General features: G+C 67.9%; 18 protein-coding genes. 8 read left to right on the top strand and 10 right to left on the bottom strand.

The window, feature by feature from the left end; translation table 11 throughout:
• The first annotated feature begins 53 nt into the window (after positions 1-53).
• The 3 genes from VFW69_RS08410 to VFW69_RS08400 all read left to right on the top strand — a co-directional run bounded on the left by VFW69_RS08410 (position 54) and on the right by VFW69_RS08400 (position 2,922).
• Positions 54-863 carry an enoyl-CoA hydratase/isomerase family protein gene (locus tag VFW69_RS08410; protein ID WP_526500065.1) on the top strand — a complete coding sequence of 270 codons (810 nt, stop codon included), beginning with the start codon at positions 54-56 and terminating at the stop codon, positions 861-863.
• Between the two features lie 132 nt (positions 864-995).
• The gene (locus VFW69_RS08405; protein WP_526500148.1) at positions 996-1,619 is read left to right on the top strand and encodes a DUF3000 family protein; all 624 of its coding nucleotides are present in this window, start codon (positions 996-998) and stop codon (positions 1,617-1,619) included.
• Position 1,620: 1 nt separating this feature from the next.
• Positions 1,621-2,922 (top strand): HRDC domain-containing protein, encoded by a 1,302-nt coding sequence (locus VFW69_RS08400; protein ID WP_526500063.1) that lies wholly within the window; start codon positions 1,621-1,623, stop codon positions 2,920-2,922.
• 53 nt (positions 2,923-2,975) lie between these two features.
• On the opposite strand, the gene dxs is transcribed toward VFW69_RS08400, so the two are convergent.
• The 4 genes from dxs to VFW69_RS08380 form a co-directional block, all read right to left on the bottom strand.
• Entirely contained in the window at positions 2,976-4,901 is a 1,926-nt protein-coding gene (gene dxs, locus VFW69_RS08395) for a 1-deoxy-D-xylulose-5-phosphate synthase (protein ID WP_526500061.1), read from the bottom strand.
• Between the two features lie 51 nt (positions 4,902-4,952).
• The gene (locus VFW69_RS08390; protein ID WP_526500059.1) at positions 4,953-6,425 is read right to left on the bottom strand and encodes a cation:proton antiporter domain-containing protein; all 1,473 of its coding nucleotides are present in this window, start codon (positions 6,423-6,425) and stop codon (positions 4,953-4,955) included.
• A gap of 227 nt (positions 6,426-6,652) precedes the next feature.
• Positions 6,653-7,831, bottom strand: a complete 1,179-nt coding sequence (locus VFW69_RS08385; protein WP_526500057.1) for a class I SAM-dependent RNA methyltransferase — start codon at positions 7,829-7,831, stop codon at positions 6,653-6,655.
• A 41-nt stretch (positions 7,832-7,872) separates the two neighbouring features.
• The gene (locus VFW69_RS08380) at positions 7,873-9,867 is read right to left on the bottom strand and encodes an amino acid permease (RefSeq protein WP_526500055.1); all 1,995 of its coding nucleotides are present in this window, start codon (positions 9,865-9,867) and stop codon (positions 7,873-7,875) included.
• 127 nt (positions 9,868-9,994) lie between these two features.
• Between VFW69_RS08380 and VFW69_RS08375 the strand changes: the two genes are divergently transcribed.
• Both VFW69_RS08375 and VFW69_RS08370 read left to right on the top strand, forming a co-directional pair.
• Entirely contained in the window at positions 9,995-10,660 is a 666-nt protein-coding gene (locus tag VFW69_RS08375; protein WP_112710436.1) for a potassium channel family protein, read from the top strand.
• Positions 10,661-10,708: 48 nt separating this feature from the next.
• The gene (locus VFW69_RS08370; RefSeq protein ID WP_526500052.1) at positions 10,709-11,386 is read left to right on the top strand and encodes a potassium channel family protein; all 678 of its coding nucleotides are present in this window, start codon (positions 10,709-10,711) and stop codon (positions 11,384-11,386) included.
• Here VFW69_RS08370 and VFW69_RS08365 read toward each other — a convergent pair whose 3' ends face one another.
• Both VFW69_RS08365 and VFW69_RS08360 read right to left on the bottom strand, forming a co-directional pair.
• Complete coding sequence (locus VFW69_RS08365) at positions 11,387-12,043, bottom strand: DUF3159 domain-containing protein (protein WP_526500146.1); 657 nt, start codon at positions 12,041-12,043, stop codon at positions 11,387-11,389.
• Between the two features lie 53 nt (positions 12,044-12,096).
• Entirely contained in the window at positions 12,097-12,465 is a 369-nt protein-coding gene (locus VFW69_RS08360; RefSeq protein ID WP_526500050.1) for an OB-fold nucleic acid binding domain-containing protein, read from the bottom strand.
• Positions 12,466-12,604: 139 nt separating this feature from the next.
• On the opposite strand from VFW69_RS08360, the gene VFW69_RS08355 reads away from it, so the two are divergent.
• Complete coding sequence (locus VFW69_RS08355; RefSeq protein ID WP_526500048.1) at positions 12,605-13,303, top strand: alpha/beta hydrolase; 699 nt, start codon at positions 12,605-12,607, stop codon at positions 13,301-13,303.
• A gap of 4 nt (positions 13,304-13,307) precedes the next feature.
• Here VFW69_RS08355 and VFW69_RS08350 read toward each other — a convergent pair whose 3' ends face one another.
• Entirely contained in the window at positions 13,308-14,084 is a 777-nt protein-coding gene (locus VFW69_RS08350; RefSeq protein ID WP_526500046.1) for a DUF3710 domain-containing protein, read from the bottom strand.
• A complete protein-coding gene (gene dut, locus VFW69_RS08345; RefSeq protein WP_499980912.1) occupies positions 14,081-14,545 on the bottom strand; it encodes a dUTP diphosphatase in 465 nt (154 codons plus the stop codon). Before dut ends, VFW69_RS08350 begins: the two co-directional genes overlap by 4 nt.
• 25 nt (positions 14,546-14,570) lie before the next feature.
• Between dut and VFW69_RS08340 the strand changes: the two genes are divergently transcribed.
• On the top strand, positions 14,571-15,056 hold the full coding sequence (locus VFW69_RS08340) for a DUF3093 family protein (protein ID WP_526500044.1): 486 nt from the start codon (positions 14,571-14,573) through the stop codon (positions 15,054-15,056).
• A gap of 9 nt (positions 15,057-15,065) precedes the next feature.
• Here the strand turns inward: VFW69_RS08340 and VFW69_RS08335 are convergent, their stop codons facing one another.
• Entirely contained in the window at positions 15,066-15,368 is a 303-nt protein-coding gene (locus tag VFW69_RS08335) for a DUF4193 domain-containing protein (protein WP_036468275.1), read from the bottom strand.
• 181 nt (positions 15,369-15,549) lie between these two features.
• On the opposite strand from VFW69_RS08335, the gene cei reads away from it, so the two are divergent.
• Positions 15,550-16,200 (top strand): envelope integrity protein Cei, encoded by a 651-nt coding sequence (gene cei / locus VFW69_RS08330; RefSeq protein ID WP_526500040.1) that lies wholly within the window; start codon positions 15,550-15,552, stop codon positions 16,198-16,200.
• 9 nt (positions 16,201-16,209) lie between these two features.
• Here the strand turns inward: cei and VFW69_RS08325 are convergent, their stop codons facing one another.
• Positions 16,210-17,079 carry an inositol monophosphatase family protein gene (locus VFW69_RS08325; RefSeq protein ID WP_526500038.1) on the bottom strand — a complete coding sequence of 290 codons (870 nt, stop codon included), beginning with the start codon at positions 17,077-17,079 and terminating at the stop codon, positions 16,210-16,212.
• Between the last annotated feature and the right edge of the window lie 16 nt (positions 17,080-17,095).

Genomic DNA, 17,095 nt, shown 5'->3' with positions numbered 1-17,095 from the left:
CGTCGCTGCGTACTATCAACGACCGCAACCGTTTGAACGTCAGGAGCTCTGAGATGCCGGTGAGTCAGCCCCCAGCGAGCTACGACGCGTTTCCCAGCCTGCGCTGCGAGCTTGGTGAGAACGGCGTGCTGACGCTGGTTCTCGATTCCCCCGGCCTGAATTCGGTCGGGCCGCAGATGCACCGCGACCTCGCCGACATCTGGCCGGTGATCGACCGCGACGCCGCCGTGCGCGCCGTCCTGGTCCGCGGTGAAGGCAAGGCCTTTTCCTCCGGCGGCAGCTTCGACCTGATCGACGAGACCATCAACGACTACGAGGGCCGGCTCCGCATCATGCGCGAAGCCCGCGACCTGGTGCACAACATGATCGACTGCGACACGCCCGTCGTGTCGGCGATTCGCGGGCCGGCGGTGGGCGCTGGCCTGGTGGTGGCGCTGCTCGCCGACATCTCGGTGGCGGGCCGGACCGCGAAGCTCATCGACGGGCACACCAAGCTCGGTGTGGCGGCCGGCGACCACGCCGCGATCTGCTGGCCGCTGCTGGTCGGCATGGCCAAGGCCAAGTACTACCTGCTGACCTGCGAGACGCTGCTGGGTGAGGAAGCCGAGCGGATCGGGCTGGTGTCCACCTGCGTCGACGACGACGACGTGCTGTCCACCGCCACCCGCATCGCCGAGAACCTGGCGCAGGGCGCGCAGAACGCGATCCAGTGGACCAAGCGCAGCCTCAACCACTGGTATCGCATGATGGGCCCCACCTTCGAGACCTCGGTGGGCCTGGAATTCCTCAGTTTCAGCGGCCCCGACGTGCAGGAAGGCCTGGCCGCGCACCGAGAGAAACGCCAGGCGCGTTTCACCCGCTGACCGCGGCCTGAGCTGCACATATAGCTTTGGTGGAGGCCTGGTAACGGCTTGGTCGCGGCGGGTTTGAAACGCGGCGCGCCTGTCGCGGCGTGTCGGGCTGTAGGTCTACCGTCGATCCCTGTGACCCGTGCCGTGACGACTCAGAACGGTCGGGATGAACAGGAGCGGCGCCAAGTGACCTCATCCGAACCGGCCCCATTCCGCGAGGCGGTAGAGGCGATGAACGCCGTCGTCGTGCGGTCGGAGATCGAGTTGGGTCCCATCCGGCCGCCGCAACGCTTGGCTCCCCACAGTTACGCCCTGGGTGCCGAGGTCAAACATCCCGATCACGACATCATTCCCGAGCGGTCCGACGGCGATGCCTTCGGACGGTTGATCCTGCTGTACGACCCGGAAGGGGCCGACGCGTGGGACGGCACCATCCGCATGGTCGCCTACATCCAGGCCGACCTTGACCCCAGTGAGGCGGTCGACCCGCTGCTGCCCGAAGTAGCGTGGAGCTGGCTAGTCGAGGCACTGGAGTCACGTATGGAGCAAGTCGTCGCCCTGGGCGGCACCGTCACCGCCACCACGTCGGTGCGCTACGGAGACATCTCCGGGCCGCCGCGCGCCCACCAGCTCGAGCTGCGCGCGTCATGGACCGCGACGTCACCCGCGGTCGGTGGGCATGTCGAGGCGTTTTGCGAGGTATTGGAGCACGCCGCGGGCTTACCACCCGCGGGAGTCACCGACCTGAGCTCGCGGTCACGCGCCTAGCATGGGCGAGCCGTCGGCCGACGGGTCGGGCAGCAGCGCGCCCGGCGACGTCAGCGCCGACTCCGCCCCTACCCCCCTGGGGCAACCTTCCGAAGGCGTCCCACCCATCTCGGTGAGCGTCCACGAAATCGAGGCCGCCGCGCAGCGCCTGGACCGCGGGCACGGGCCCTTCGCGGTGGACGCCGAGCGGGCGTCGGGTTTTCGCTACTCCAACCGGGCCTATCTGATCCAGATCCGGCGGGCCGGTTCCGGCACCGTGCTGATCGATCCGGTGAGCCACGGCGCCGAGCCGCTCGAGGCCCTGAAGCCGGTGGCCGAGGTACTGAGCAACGACGAATGGATCCTGCACTCCGCCGATCAGGACCTGCCTTGTTTGGCGGAGGTTGGGATGCGGCCGCCGGCGCTGTATGACACCGAACTCGCCGGACGGCTGGCCGGGTTCGAACGGGTGAACCTGGCGACCATGGTCGAGCGGCTGCTGGGCTTCGGCCTGGCCAAGGGCCACGGCGCGGCCGACTGGTCCAAGCGTCCCCTGCCCCCCGATTGGCTCAACTACGCCGCCCTGGATGTGGAACTGCTCATCGAGCTGCGCGCGGCGATCGCCGACGTCTTGGCCGGGCAGGGCAAAACCGATTGGGCCGCACAGGAATTCGACTACCTGCGCGACGCGGATTTCAAAGATCCGGGGGCCGCGGTGCGACGGGACCGGTGGCGGCGCACGTCGGGCATCCATCGGGTGCGCGATCAGCGTGGCCTGGCCGCGGTCCGCGAATTGTGGTTGACGCGCGACCGGATCGCCCAGCGCCGCGACATCGCCCCGCGCCGCATCCTGCCCGACTCGGCCATCATCGATGCCGCCCTGGCCAACCCGACGACCGTCGAGGAACTCGTCGCTTTGCCCGTGTTCGGTGGGCGCAACCAGCGGCGCAGCGCCGCGACGTGGCTGGCGGCGCTGGACGAGGCCCGGCAATCCAAAAACCCGCCCAGGGACAGCGAGCCGCCGAATGGTCCGCCGCCGCCGGCGCGGTGGAGCAGGCGCAAACCGGAGGCCGCCGCCCGGCTGGAGGCCGCGCGCTCGGCGCTGTCGGAGGTCTCCGAGCGGGTCAACGTTCCCACCGAGAATCTGGTCTCACCGGACCTGGTGCGACGACTGTGCTGGGACTGGACGGCCGCACCCGACCCGTTTGACGCAGTCGAGACGTTCCTGCTCGCCGGGCAGGCCCGGCCCTGGCAGCGGGAGTTGGTGGATCCCGCTCTGGCGCGGGCGCTGCAGGCGCCGCCCACGCCCGCTGAGGACGACTAGACCCGATGGTGGCGACCCGCTTCACCCGACTCCGCCGCGCTCGCGATCGCCACTTAGTCGAGGTGCTCGCGGATCTCCGCTTCGGTGACGCCGCTGCCCAGCGCCGCGACCCAGCCGGTGATGCGGCGGGCCACGTCCTGGTCGGTCAGCGCCAGATCAGACAGCAGCTCACCGCGGGAGGCGTGCTCGTAGAACTGTTGCGGCAGTCCGACGTCGCGGCACGGTACGTCGATCTCGGCGTGGCGCAGGGCGGCGGACACCGCCGAGCCCACCCCGCCGTTGACCCCGTTGTCCTCGCACGTGACGACGAGCTTGTGTTGGGCCGCCAGTTCCAGAACGCTCTGCGAAACCGGCAGCACCCAACGCGGGTCGATGACCGTGACGCCGATCCCCTGGTCCTGTAGTCGCCTGGCCACCGCCAGCGCCATCGGCGCGAACGCGCCGACACCGATCAGCAGCACGTCGTGGTTGCACCCGCCGGCCGGGACCGCGAGCACGTCGACACCCGAGATGCCCGATCCGCGGCGCTCGATCGCCGGGATGTCCTCGCCCACATCGCCTTTGGGGAAGCGCAGCGCCGTCGGGCCGTCGTCGACATCGAGCGCCTCGCCGAGTTCCTCGCGCAACCGGGTGGCGTCCCGGGGTGCGGCCACCCGCATGCCGGGCACGATGCCCAGCATCGACATGTCCCACATGCCGTTGTGGCTGGCGCCGTCCGAACCGGTGACGCCGGCCCGGTCGAGCACCATGGTGACCGGGAGCTTGTGCAGCGCCACGTCCATCATGATCTGGTCGAAGGCCCGGTTCAGGAACGTCGAATAGATCGCCACCACCGGGTGCATGCCCCCCATGGCAAGGCCGGCGGCCGACGTCATCGCGTGTTGTTCGGCGATGCCGACGTCGAACAAGCGGTCCGGGAATTGCTGTCCGAACGGCGTCAGCCCGGTCGGGCCGGGCATGGCGGCGGTGATGGCCACGATGTCGCGGCGCCTCCTGGCGTAGCCGGTGAGGGCGTCGGAGAACGTCGCCGTCCAGCCGGGTCCGGCGACCTTGGTCGCCTGTCCGGTGACCGGGTCGATGACGCCGCAGGAATGCATCTGCTCGGCTTCGTCGTCCTCGGCCGGGGCGAAGCCCATCCCCTTGCGGGTCATTACGTGCACGATCACCGGGCGGCCGAAGCCGCGGGCGTGCCGCAGCGCGGCCTCCACCGCGCGTTCGTCGTGCCCGTCGACCGGGCCCACATACTTCAGACCCAGATCGGTGAACATCAGCTGCGGTGACAGCGAGTCCTTGATGCCGGCCTTGACGCTGTGCATGAGGCGGTAGGCGATCTTGCCGACCAGCGGTAGCGCGCGCAGCGCGTCGCGGCCCTTCTCCAGGGCCTGCTCGTAGGCCGGCTGCAGCCGCAGCGAGGCGAGATGGTCGGCGACACCGCCGATCGTCGGGGCATAGCTGCGGCCGTTGTCGTTGACCACGATGATGACCGGGCGGCCGGAAGCGGCGATGTTGTTCAGCGCCTCCCAGCACATGCCGCCGGTGAGCGCGCCGTCGCCGACCACCGCGACCACGTGGCGATTGCGATGCCCACTCAGTTCGAAGGCCTTGGCCAGGCCGTCGGCGTAGGACAACGACGCGCTGGCGTGGCTGGACTCGACCCAGTCGTGCTCGCTCTCCGCACGCGACGGATAACCGGACAGCCCACCCTTCTTGCGCAGGCTCTCGAACTCGAGGGAGCGGCCCGTCAGCATCTTGTGGACGTAGGCCTGATGACCGGTGTCGAAGATGATCGGATCGTGGGGTGAATCGAACACCCGGTGCAGGGCGAGCGTCAGCTCCACCACGCCCAGATTGGGCCCCAGGTGTCCCCCGGTGGCAGCGACCTTGTGAATCAGGAACTCGCGAATCTCGGCGGCCAGTTCGCGGAGTTCATGTTGGGAAAGGTGCTGCAGATCAGCGGGCCCGCGGATCTGTTCCAGCATCCAGTCAGTCTACGCAGCGCCCGCGAGAACAGCTGGGGACGTGGCGGGCGTTCACCGCGCTTGCGCGGGGCCGAACAGTTCGGCCAGGGTGTCATGAAGTTCGGGATCTGCCAGGATGACGACCTCGTCCCCGGCCTCGAGTTCGGTGTCGCCCCGCACCGGCACCAGGCCAGTGGTGCGGACCACGATGCTCACCCAGATGTCACCGACACGGTCACCGAGACTCTCGACTGTGCACCGCTCGGCAGCAGAGCCGGTCGCGACGCTGAAGCGATGGACCCCTTGCGGTTCGTCGGCGAGTCGCACACCTATCTGCCATGGCCGAGTCTCCACGGTGCGCATGGGCAGGTGCAACAGTCGGGCGACACCAGGCACAGAACTGCCCTGCACCAGCACTGAGAAGACGACGACGATGACCACGATGCCGTACAGACGTTCGGCGTCGGCGAGGTGAGCAGCCCGCAGGAACTCGCCCAGCAGGATCGGCACTGCACCCTTGAGCCCGGCGAAAAGAACGAAGGCGCGTTCGTTTCGCCGCAATCGGACAGGAACGAGGCACGAGCCCACCGCCAACGGACGGATCAGCACTGTCAGGGCCACAGCGAGGACGAGCCCGCAAACCCATACATCGGGATGGCCAAGGACATTGAGGTCGACCGTCAAACCCAGGACGGCAAAGGCGACGATTTCCGCCAGACCGGCCAGGGCGGCGTGGAATCGCTTGATCTCCGGCTTGTAGGGCGCGCGAGCGTCGCCGATCACGATGCCGGCTACGAACACGGCCAAAAATCCCGAGCCGTGCGCGAGCGTGGCAATGCCGTACAACATCAGGCAGGATGCCAGCGTTCGTAACGAGTAGAGACCTTCGCTGGGCAACGCGACCCGGCGCATGAAGACGAGTAGGACACGACCGCCAAGCACCCCGACGGCCAGGCCGACCGCCATCTGTAGAACGAATTGTGTTCCCACGCTGGCGAACCCGGCCGCGCTAAGACCGCCGGCGGCGATCAGGCTGGACATCAAGGAGATGCCGACCGGATCGTTGGCACCTGACTCGCCTTCCAGGATGGTGCCGCTGCGGCCACTGATCTCGCGTTTGCCCAGAACAGAGAAAACCACGGCCGGATCGGTCGGAGCCACGGCTGTGGCCACAAGCATCGCGGGAAACCAGCTGATTCCGCATATGTAGTGCAGCACTAGTGCCGCCCCTGCTGCGGTGAGGGCGGTGCCCACGACGCCCACCGACAGGATCGGGACGGCTGCGGCCCGGAATCGCGAAGGCCCGATGTGCATGCCGCCGTCGAACAACACCAACACCAACGCGATGGTGATCACCCGTTCCACGATGCGCTCGGACGGAGGCTGCACCGCGGGCATCGCGTGCACCGCGACGGCGGCTCCGACCAACACGAGTAGTGCCACGGGGATCTTGACCCGCTCGGTTAGTCGATTCGCCAACACCGCAACCAAACCGACTGCACTGGAGAACAAGACGAACAGCGCGTAACGAAGAGTTTCGTTCACGATGGCAGCAATCGAGTACCGGTGAGCACGTACCGCGCACGCAATCGACATGCCTCGCCAGTCACGGCCCGTTGTTTGCTGGTAAGCACGCGCGCCTTTCGATCGGTCGACAACGACATCGCCGACCAGACTTCCCGGCACACCGCGACGCAGTCTAACCGGTCATCAGATTCACCCGCGCGGAATTGCGGTGTCGTGCCGCAGCGTCCATCGCCGCCAGAAACTCCCTAACGGGTCAGCAGCGCGACGCATTCGGTGTGGTGCGTCAGCGGGAACGCGTCGAACACCTTGATCTTCTCGACGGCATAGCCGTGGCCGAGGTAGATCCCGATGTCGCGCGCGAACGATGCTGCCTCACAACCGATGTGCACCACCCGCGGGACATCGGCGGCGGCCAGCAGATCGATGACCTCGCGCCCGGCCCCCGCCCGCGGCGGATCCAGCACCGCCACGTCCGCGCGCCCTCGCTGAGCCGCCAGCGCGCGGCGCACCGAGTCGGTGACAACGTGCACCTGGGTCAGATCGGCCAGCGTGGCCCGGGCGGCCCGGGTCGAGGCGCGCGAGGTGTCGACACTGAGCACGCGCCCGGAGTGTCCGACCGCATCGCCGAGTACCGCCGCGAAAACGCCTGCGCCGCCGTATAGATCCCACGCACGCATCCCGGCGCCGAGCTGCGCCCAGTCGGCGACCAGCTGGCTGTACACGTCCGCCGCATTGCGGTGCGCCTGCCAGAAGGCGGTCACCGGCACCTGCCAGCTTCGCCCCGCCACGCGCTGCACCGCCTCGTAGCGACCCTCGACTACCTTGGTCGCAATCTGCCTGCCCTGCCGCAGGGTGCGCACCACGTGGCGTACGCCGTCGTCGTCGACGGCCACGTGCAGCTGGGCGGCCGGCGGCCAATCGATGTCGGCGATCCCGTCGAGCATCCCGGCAGGCAGCTGGGCACACCGCAAGTCGGTCACCAATTCCTCGCTGTGGTATCGGTGAAAGCCCGGGCGACGGTCGGGGCCCACGCCGAGCCGAACGCGGGTGCGCCACGCCGTCGGCGCGGAATCCGCCAGCGGCTCGGCCTCTCCGCTCCAGGCATGCCCGCCGAGGCGCTCGAGCTGATTGGCCACGACTTCGGCCTTGAGCGTGCGGGCCACCTCGGGGGCGGCGAACGCCAGGTCGCAACAGCCGGCGCCGCCAACCCCGGCGATGGGGCACAGCGATGTGATGCGGCCGCCCGCCGGGTCGATGACCTCGATAACCTCTGCGTGCCAATAAGATCCGCGATCCGCGGTGACCCGGACACGAACCCGCTCGCCGGGCAATGCGTAGCGGACAAACACCACCCGGCCTTCGTGGTGCGCAACGCAACTGCCGCCGTTGGCCGGGGCATCGGTGGTCAGTGTCAACTCCCCCATCGGGGGTGGCGCCGCACGCCGCGCGCGTGTCGATTCGCGGGTCAATCGAAGATTCCCCGACGAGCATCACCCGGCGCCACGTGCGGCTGTAAGGCCCTGCGCCGTTCCGACGAACTCAATTGCCACGGAACCGAAGTCACCATGACGCCCGACATGAACAGCAGCCGTCCCTTGAGTCGTAGAGCGCTCTGGTTGTGCAACACCTGCTCCCACCAGTGACCCACCACATACTCGGGAATGAACACCGTCACCACGGTGCGCGGCGACTCTTCCCTGGCCCGTTTGACGTATTCCAAGACGGGACGGGTGACTTCGCGATACGGCGAGGCGATGACCTTGAGCGGGACGCTGATATCGCTTTCTTCCCACTTGTGCACCAGATCGCGGGTTTCCCCATCGTCGACACTGACCGTCACCGCCTCGAGGACGTCGGGGCGGGTGGCCCTGGCGTAGGCCAGCGCACGCAACGTCGGCAGGTGCAATTTGGAGACAAGCACCACGGCGTGATTGCGGCTGGGCAGCACCACGTCATCCTGGGCGGCGGCCTGCTCCGCCAATTCGCGGTTCACGGTGTTGTAGTGCCGGTGAATCATTTTCATGATGCCGAACAGGAGGCCCATCGCGAATAAGGCGATCCAAGCCCCGGCTGCGAACTTGGTCACCAGCACCACCAACAGCACCGCGCCGGTGGACAGCAATCCGACCGCGTTGACCACGCGCGAGCGCATCATCTTGCGCCGCGCGCGCGGATCGGTCTCGGTGCGCAGCAACCGGGTCCAGTGCCGGACCATGCCGATCTGACTCAGCGTGAACGAAATGAACACGCCGACGATGTACAGCTGAATCAGCGCGGTAACCTCACCACGGAACGCGATGATCGCCAGCAGCGCCGCCCCGGACAAAAACAAGATTCCGTTGGAGAACGCCAATCGGTCTCCGCGGGTGTGCAATTGGCGCGGCAGATAGCTGTGCTGCGCCAAGATCGAGCCGAGCACCGGAAACCCGTTGAACGCCGTGTTGGCCGCCAGCACCAGGATCAACGCGGTCACCGTGGCGATCAGCAGGAAACCGATGTGGAAGCTGCCGAACACCGTCTGCGCCAGCTGTGTGACCAGAGTCTTCTGGTAGTAACCCTTTGGCGCACCGTCCAGTTGGGTCGCGGGATCCTCGACCAGCTGAACGCCGATCTTCTGGGCCAGCACGATGATGCCCATCAACAGCGTCACCGCGATACCGCCCAGCATCAGCAGGGTGGTCGCCGCGTTGCGCGACTTAGGTTTCTGGAACGCCGGCACCCCGTTGCTGATCGCCTCGACACCCGTCAGCGCCGCGCATCCCGAAGAAAACGATCGCGCTACCAGGAATGCCAAGGCGAAACCGACGATTTGGCCGTGCTCGGCGCGCATCTGGAAACCGGCGGACTCGGCCCGCAGCGGATTGTCCAGCACGAAGATCCGGAACAGGCCCCAGCCGATCATCGCCAACACACCGATGATGAACGCATACGTCGGCACCGCGAAAGCCAACCCGGATTCGCGCACCCCACGCAGATTCAGCGCCATCACCAGCAGGATGGACACCACACAGAAGTACACCTTGTGCTGGGCCACGAGCGGAATCGCCGAGCCGATGTTCGCCATCGCCGAGGCTGTCGAAACCGCAACGGTGAGAACGTAATCCACCATCAGGGCGCTGGCGACCACGAGGCCGGCGGTGTCGCCGAGATTGGTGGTGACCACCTCGTAGTCACCGCCGCCGGATGGGTAGGCATGGACGTTCTGCCGGTAGCTGGCCACCACCACCAGCATCACCGCGGCCACCGCGAGCCCGATCCACGGCGTCAGCGCGTATGCCGTCACCCCGGCTACCGACAGCATCAGGAAGACCTCCTCGGGCGCATACGCAACCGAGGACAGCGCGTCGGAGGCGAACACCGGCAAGGCGATCCGCTTGGGCAGCAGCGTGTGACTCAGCCGGTCGCTGCGAAACGGCCGACCGATAAGCAACCGACGGGTGGCGGTTGAAAGTTTGGACACGAGAGCCAAGAGTAAGCCCAGACGGGTTTGGCGGTAGCGTTCGTAGGAGAATGTTCGCCGACCGAAACGGCTGGCCGACGTGGGTTGCCGGTGAAGGGCGCAGGACGCGGGCCGAGAGGACCTCAAGTTGCGAGTAGTGGTGATGGGCTGCGGGCGGGTCGGTTCTTCGGTCGCCGACGGGCTCTCGCGCATCGGTCACGACGTCGCGGTGATCGACCGGGACAGCACCGCCTTCAACCGGCTCAGCCCGGAATACGCCGGCGAGCGCGTCCTGGGGCAGGGATTCGACCGAGATGTACTGCTGAGGGCACGTATCGAGGAAGCGGACGCGTTCGCCGCAGTCTCGTCTGGCGACAACTCCAACATCATCTCGGCGCGGCTGGCCCGGGAGACGTTCGGCGTCAAGCGGGTCGTGGCGCGCATCTACGACGCCAAGCGCGCCGAGGTCTACGAGCGTCTGGGCATTCCCACCATCGCGACCGTGCCCTGGACCACCGACCGCCTGCTGAACGCGCTGCTGCGCGAGTCCGAGACGGCCAAGTGGCGCGATCCGACCGGCACCGTCGCCGTGTCCGAGGTCGTCCTGCACGAGGACTGGATCGGGCATCGGGTCACCGATCTCGAGCAGGCAACCGGCGCCCGGGTCGCCTTCCTGATCCGTTTCGGGGCCGGCGTGTTGCCGGAGCCCAAATCGGTTATCCAAGCCGGCGACCAGGTGTACGTCGCCGCGATCTCCGGCCGCGCCGCCGAGGCGGTGGCCATCGCCGCGTTACCACCCAGCGAAGACCTGTGATGAATTCCAGCGACTGGCTTAAGGAGCGGCGCGCATGAAGGTACGCGCATGAAAGTAGCTGTTGCCGGCGCCGGCGCGGTCGGCCGCTCGGTCACCCGCGAACTCATCGGCAACGGGCACGATGTGACGCTGATCGAACGCAACCCCGATCACGTCGACGTCGACGCCATCCCCGCCGCGCACTGGCGGCTGGGCGATGCGTGCGAACTGAGCTTGCTGGAGTCGGTGCACCTGCAGGAGTTCGACGTGGTGGTCGCCGCAACCGGCGATGACAAGGCCAACGTGGTGCTGAGCCTATTGGCCAAAACCGAGTTCGCGGTGCCCCGGGTGGTGGCCCGGGTCAACGACCCCCGCAACGAATGGCTGTTCACCGACGCCTGGGGGGTCGACGTGGCGGTATCGACGCCGCGCATGCTGGCGTCGCTCATCGAAGAGGCCGTCGCCGTCGGAGATCTGGTGCGGCTGATGGAATTCCGCAAGGGCCAGGCCAACCTCGTCGAGATCACGCTGCCCGACGACACCCCGTGGGGCGGCAAGCCCGTGCGCAAACTGCAGCTGCCGCGGGACACCTCGCTGGTGACGATCCTGCGCGGCCCGCGGGTTATCGTTCCCGAGGAGGACGAGCCGCTGGAGGGCGGTGACGAGCTGCTGTTCGTCGCCATCGCGGAGGCGGAAGAGGACCTGCAGAAGCTGCTACTGGGCAGCCACAGTCCGGCCGGCGAGTAGTCAGTCGGTGACGGCGCCGGGTTCGACGTCGACCGAGGGGACTGCGGCAGCGGCGATGGCCCGTTGCGCCGACTTGATCGCCGCGTAGGTCGCCAACGCGGCGAGCACGGTCAGCGGCCAGCCCATCGCGATCCGCGCCACGGCAAGCCAGCCGGTCCGATCGGCGTCGTAGAGCAAACCCTGAACGACGAACCGGGCGGCGAACACCAGCACCCAGCCCACCGACGCGATGTCGAACGCATAGACGGCCCGGGGCACCTCGCGCCAGCCGTCGCCCCGCCCGGTGGCCCAGCTCCACGCGTAGCCGACCATTGGCCGGCGGATCAGCACCGACGCCGTGACGACCACCGCCCACACCAACGACATCCAGATGCCCAGCAGGAAGTAGCCCTTCGACTCCCCCAGCACGTAGGCGATCAGCGCGCACAGCGCGACGCCGAAGAACCCGGAGAACGCCGGCTGCGGGGATTCGCGGCGAATGAGCCGCCACACCAAGATCAGTGCGGCCACCCCCAGCGCGGCCGAGATCGCGGGAACCAATCCCGACACGCTCGAGGCGATGACGAACACAACCACCGGCAGCGACGAATAGATGACACCGCTGACCCCGCCTGCCTGAGCCAGCAGACGTTCCGGGTTAATGCGGTTAGTGGTCATGTGTTCCGACGAACCCGACTCCCGCGGGGTTGCCCCCAGATCTTCGGGCTCGATCACCGCTGAATTTCGTAATGCGGGTTGTAGATCGCCTTCGTTCCGTTCTCCAGCTTGCCGAGGCGCCCACGCACTCGCAGGGTGCGGCCCGAGTCGATGCCCGGTATGCGGCGTTGTCCCAGCCATACGAGCGTGACGGTGTCGCTGCCGTCGAACAATTCGGCACGCACTCCGCCGGCGCAAGCCCTGCCGTTGCACTCCACGCTACGCAGCGTGCCCACCATCGTGACCTCTTGGCCACGCTCGCAGTCGATCGCGCGTTGCGCGCCGGTGCTTGCGACCTCGTCGGACAGCTCCTCCGAGTCGAATTGTTCCGGATCCTCCGTCAACCGACGGGTAAGCCGGCGCAGATACCCTTGGGCCCCCATGGCCACTCCTGACAAATGCTGATAAGCCTCGACGCTTCCATTTATGCCAACGGACACCGTAGACCTCTTGGTTCCCCAAGCGCCAACCGACTCAAACGTCGTGTTGGAGGGCGAGTGAACGGCGGGGCACTATCTAGAGGTGGTGGTCGATCTACGCGGTGTCACGACGGTGTTGTTGCCCGGCACCGGCTCCGACGACGCCTACGTTCACCGGGCATTTTCCCGCCCCTTAGCCGAGGTCGGCGCGCTGCTGGTGACCCCGCCGCCGCGGCCCGACCGGTTGATCGAGGGCTACCTGGCGGCGCTGGATGACGCGGCGCGCGCCGAGCCGATCGCTGTGGGCGGGGTCTCGATCGGCGCCGCGGTGGCGGCCGCCTGGGCGCTGGCCCATCCCGACCGGGTGGTCGCGGTGCTGGCCGCGCTGCCGGCATGGGCGGGCGCGCCCGGGGCGGCGCCCGCGGCCCTTGCGGCGCGGTATTCCGCGTCGCAGTTGCGCACCGACGGGCTGGCGGCGGCCACGACCCAGATGCGGGCCTCCAGCCCGCCGTGGCTGGCCGACGAGCTGGCCCGGTCTTGGGGCGCGCAGTGGCCACATCTGCCCGACGCCATGGAAGAGGCGGCCGCCTATGTCGCGCCGAGCTGCGACGAGCTGGCCGGGCTGGCCGTGCCGCTGGGTGTGGCCTCCGCGGTCGACGATCCGATCCACCCGTTGCAGGCCGGGCTCGACTGGGTCGCCGCAGCGCCGCGTGCGGCGCTGCGGACGGTGACGCTGGATCAGATCGGGGTGGATCCCACCGCCCTGGGCGCAGCCTGTCTGAGCGCGCTGGCCGACCTGTAGCCGGTCAGCCGCCGGTGGTGGTGCGCAGCTGTTGCATAGCCGACCCGTCGACGCTGCGGCGCGCGGCCGGCTCGTTGGGCGGTGCCTGTTGCCCTTCGACCCGTTGGGCGTCGTCCTGCTGTGCGGCCTGTTGGGCAGCGGCAGCTTCGCGCAGCTGCTGCGCCATCGGCTCGGGTAGCTGCACGGTCAGCGGCGTCCGCACCGGAAGCGGCGTCTCACCGCGCCGAACCACGGTGTCTGCCAATGCCGCTCGCGCCTCCTGCTCCAGGGCTTCCATCGTCTCCTGCGAGCCGTTGATGACGCAACGGATCATCCAGCGGTAGCCGTCAACACCGATGAAGCGCACCACGCCGGTGGCGGTGCCCACCACTTCGCGACCCCACGGCCCGTCCTTGATGCTGACTTGGGCCGAGTCGTTGCGCAGCGATTCGGCGAGCTCGCCTGCCACTTCACGCCACAGGCCACCCGTCTTGGGCGCGGCATAGGCGGCGATGGTGAAACGACCGTTCGGCGTCACGACCCAGACCGCGCTCGGCACACCGGTTTCGGTCAGCTCGACCTGCAGCTGGCCGGCCTCCGGCGTGGGAATCAGCACCGAGCCAAGGTCGAGCCGGGCCAGCTCGGCGACTGCGGGGTCGTCGAAGTCCTCGATGTCGAACGGGCCCTCGAGTTCTTCGGGGGCCGGCTCGTCGGCGTCGCGGGCAGCGCCCTCTTCCGCGGCCGATGTGTCGGCCCCGGAGGCCTCGTCGTCTTTGGGTGTGCGTTTACCGAATGCCATCACAAACTCGCATGTCCGCCGGAGGAACCGTGACCGCCATCGCCACGGGATGTTTCGGCCAGCCCGGCCTCGTCGAACGACGACACCTCGACCAGCTCCACTAATTCGACTCGCTGCACCAACAACTGGGCGATGCGGTCGCCACGGTGCACCACGATCGGCTCGGTCGGGTCCAAGTTGATCAGCGCAACCTTGATCTCGCCGCGGTAGCCCGCGTCTATGGTACCCGGACTGTTGACGATCGAAAGCCCAACTCGCGCAGCCAGTCCCGACCGTGGATGCACCAAGCCGACCATTCCGAACGGGATGGCCACCGCGACCCCCGTCCGCACCAGCGCGCGTCGCCCGGGTTCCAGTTTGACGTCTTCGGCGCTGTAGAGATCGATCCCGGCGTCGCCCTCGTGGGCGCGGACGGGCAACGGAAGCTCGGGGTCAAGACGGACGATGGCCAGACTGGTCGACACGGGGCCAAAGACTACCCTTGACTGCGTGTCCGATACGCGCGTCGCGCCGCACAACGTGCGGTATCGCGAACGATTGTGGGTTCCGTGGTGGTGGTGGCCACCGGCCTTCGCGCTGGCGGGCATCATCGCGTTCGAATTCAATATGGGCGTCACCCGCCAGTCGGCCTGGTGGCCGTACGCGACGCTGTTCGCGGTGGCGGCCGCGGCGTTGCTGTGGCTGGGCCGCATCGAGATCCGGGTCACCGAAGACCCGGCGGCGCCGGGCGAAGTGCAGCTGTGGGCCGGCCAGGCGCATCTGCCGGTCACCGTGATCTCCCGGTCCGCGCAGATAGCGCCCTCGGCCAAGTCCGCTGCGTTGGGTCGCCAGCTAGACCCGGCGGCGTACGTCCTACATAGGGCGTGGGTGGGGCCGATGATCCTGGCGGTACTCGACGATCCGGACGATCCGACGCCGTACTGGCTGGTGAGCTGCCGTCACCCCGAGCGGGTGCTGTCGGCCCTGACACGGTGAGTGCAGCGATCAGGCCGCGCAGTCGGTACAGATCATCACGCCGTTCTTCTCGCTGGCCAGTCGACTGCGGTGTTGCACCAGGAAACAGCTCGAGCAGGTGAACTCGTCGGCCTGCTTCGGAATTACGCGCACCGACAGTTCTTCACCGGACAGGTCGGCACCCGGCAGTTCAAAGTTCTCAGCGGATTCAGATTCGTCGACATCGACGACGGCCGAAGCCGCCTCGTTCCGTCGCGCTTTGAGCTCCTCCAGCGAGTCCTCCGAAACGTCGTCGGTCTCGGTGCGCCGTGGAGCGTCATAGTCGGTAGGCATTGCCCTATCCCCTCACATGCCCTCGTTACCCAAGCATCGCTTTGTACCAGCGTCGAACGCATCCACCAAATGATTCGTGCCCGTATCGCCGCCCATTGAGGTGTGATTTACGTCACATCCCTATTTTTACCCTTGCGCTCGTCTCTGAACAGTGGGTTTAGCGTGCGGCTAGAGTGCAGCTGTGGTCACGCAAATCACCGAGGGTACAGCTTTCGACAAGCACGGTCGGCCTTTTCGGCGCCGCAACCCCCGGCCCGCCATCGTCGTGGCGACTGTTCTCGCGGTGGCCACCGGCGTGATCTGGATCATCGCCCTGACGCGACCCGCCAAGGTGCACGAGGCCGCGGTGTGCAATCCGCCGCCCCAGGCGGTCGGCTCGGCACCGGCCCAGCTCGGCGAGCAGGTGTCGCGCAGCGCCATGATGGACGTCACGCCCGCCAAGCTCGCGGACACCAAAGTTCGCGTCCTCAACGCCAGCGGCCGGGGCGGCCAGGCCGGCGACGTCGCGGGCGCCATGAAAGACCTCGGCTTCGCGCAACCGACCGCCGCCAACGACCCCCTCTTCGCGGGCACCAGACTGACCTGTCAGGGCCAAATCCGTTTCGGCACCGCCGGGCAGGCCACCGCGGCCGCCGTGTGGCTGGTGGCGCCGTGCAGCGAATTGTTCAACGACAACCGCGCCGACGACTCGGTCGACCTCTCCCTGGGCACCGACTTCAGCGCGTTGGCCCACAACGACGACATCGACGCCGTGCTCGCCACCCTGCGTCCGGGCGCCACCGAGCCCTCAGATCCCACGCTGCTGGCCAAGATTCACGCCAGCAGCTGCTGACGCGGACGGTCAATCCAGAATCGGATCCACGCCGTTGAAGCGCTCCAGGACGGCCAGCAGTTCGTCAGCGATTCCGGGCGCGGCGGCCAGCGCCAGGCCGGCCCCGGTCACGCCGGGCGCGGGCAGAACCACCCGGGCCCCCGCCTCCGCCGCGATCAGCGCACCCGCGGCACGATCCCACACCTGCAGACCGTGCTCGTAGAAGGCGTCGAGCCGGCCCGAGGCGACCATGCACAGATCTAGTGCCGCCGAGCCGATGCGACGAACATCGCGGACGACCGGCAGCATGCGCGCCAGCAGCGCCGCCTGCGCCGCGCGGCGCTGCTGCGAATAGCCGAAACCGGTGCCCAGCAACGCCATCGACAAATCGTCGACAGCGGCGCTCTGCAGTTGCTGCGTCCCCTCGTCGTCGGTGACGTGCGCACCCAGGCCCACCGCCGCCGAGTACACCCGATTCCCGACGACGTCGGCGACCGCCCCGGCCACCGACTCGCCGTTGACCTGTGCGCCGACCGACACAGCGTAGGCGGGGATGCCGTAGACGAAATTCACTGTGCCGTCGATGGGATCGAGCACCCAGGTGACCGCTCCGGCCGGCGCGCCGCACGGATCGGCAGGCCCGCCGCCCTCCTCGCCGAGAATGGGGTCCCCAGGCCGTAATTCGGCCAGCCGGTCGCGCAACAGCCGTTCCGTTTCCGTGTCGACGACGGTCACCGGATCGGTCGGGGTGCTCTTCGATCGCACGGCGCCACTGTCATCACTGCCCGGGTCGGTGCCGAAAACCTCTGCCCGCCGACGCCTCACGAACGCGGCGGCCTCCGCGGCCAAGGTTTCGGCGACGGAGCGCAGCCGCACGAGCTCGTCATCGGAAGGGGTCACCGGTCTATCGGATCAC

The organism is Mycobacterium sp. (assembly GCF_036273375.1).
Classification (GTDB): domain Bacteria; phylum Actinomycetota; class Actinomycetes; order Mycobacteriales; family Mycobacteriaceae; genus Mycobacterium.
The sequence above is the reverse complement of the archived record's forward strand: the minus strand, read 5'-3'. Positions and strand labels throughout refer to the sequence as shown.

Bases quoted from the DNA above. Each gene is read 5' to 3' on its own strand.
- VFW69_RS08365 (WP_526500146.1), bottom strand. From the start codon at position 12,043: ATGACCACTAACCGCATTAACCCGGAACGTCTGCTGGCTCAGGCAGGC.
- VFW69_RS08400 (WP_526500063.1), top strand. From the start codon at position 1,621: ATGGGCGAGCCGTCGGCCGACGGGTCGGGCAGCAGCGCGCCCGGCGAC.
- dxs (WP_526500061.1), bottom strand. From the start codon at position 4,901: ATGCTGGAACAGATCCGCGGGCCCGCTGATCTGCAGCACCTTTCCCAA.
- VFW69_RS08385 (WP_526500057.1), bottom strand. From the start codon at position 7,831: ATGGGGGAGTTGACACTGACCACCGATGCCCCGGCCAACGGCGGCAGT.
- VFW69_RS08370 (WP_526500052.1), top strand. From the start codon at position 10,709: ATGAAAGTAGCTGTTGCCGGCGCCGGCGCGGTCGGCCGCTCGGTCACC.
- VFW69_RS08335 (WP_036468275.1), bottom strand. From the start codon at position 15,368: ATGCCTACCGACTATGACGCTCCACGGCGCACCGAGACCGACGACGTT.
- VFW69_RS08360 (WP_526500050.1), bottom strand. From the start codon at position 12,465: ATGGGGGCCCAAGGGTATCTGCGCCGGCTTACCCGTCGGTTGACGGAG.
- VFW69_RS08410 (WP_526500065.1), top strand. From the start codon at position 54: ATGCCGGTGAGTCAGCCCCCAGCGAGCTACGACGCGTTTCCCAGCCTG.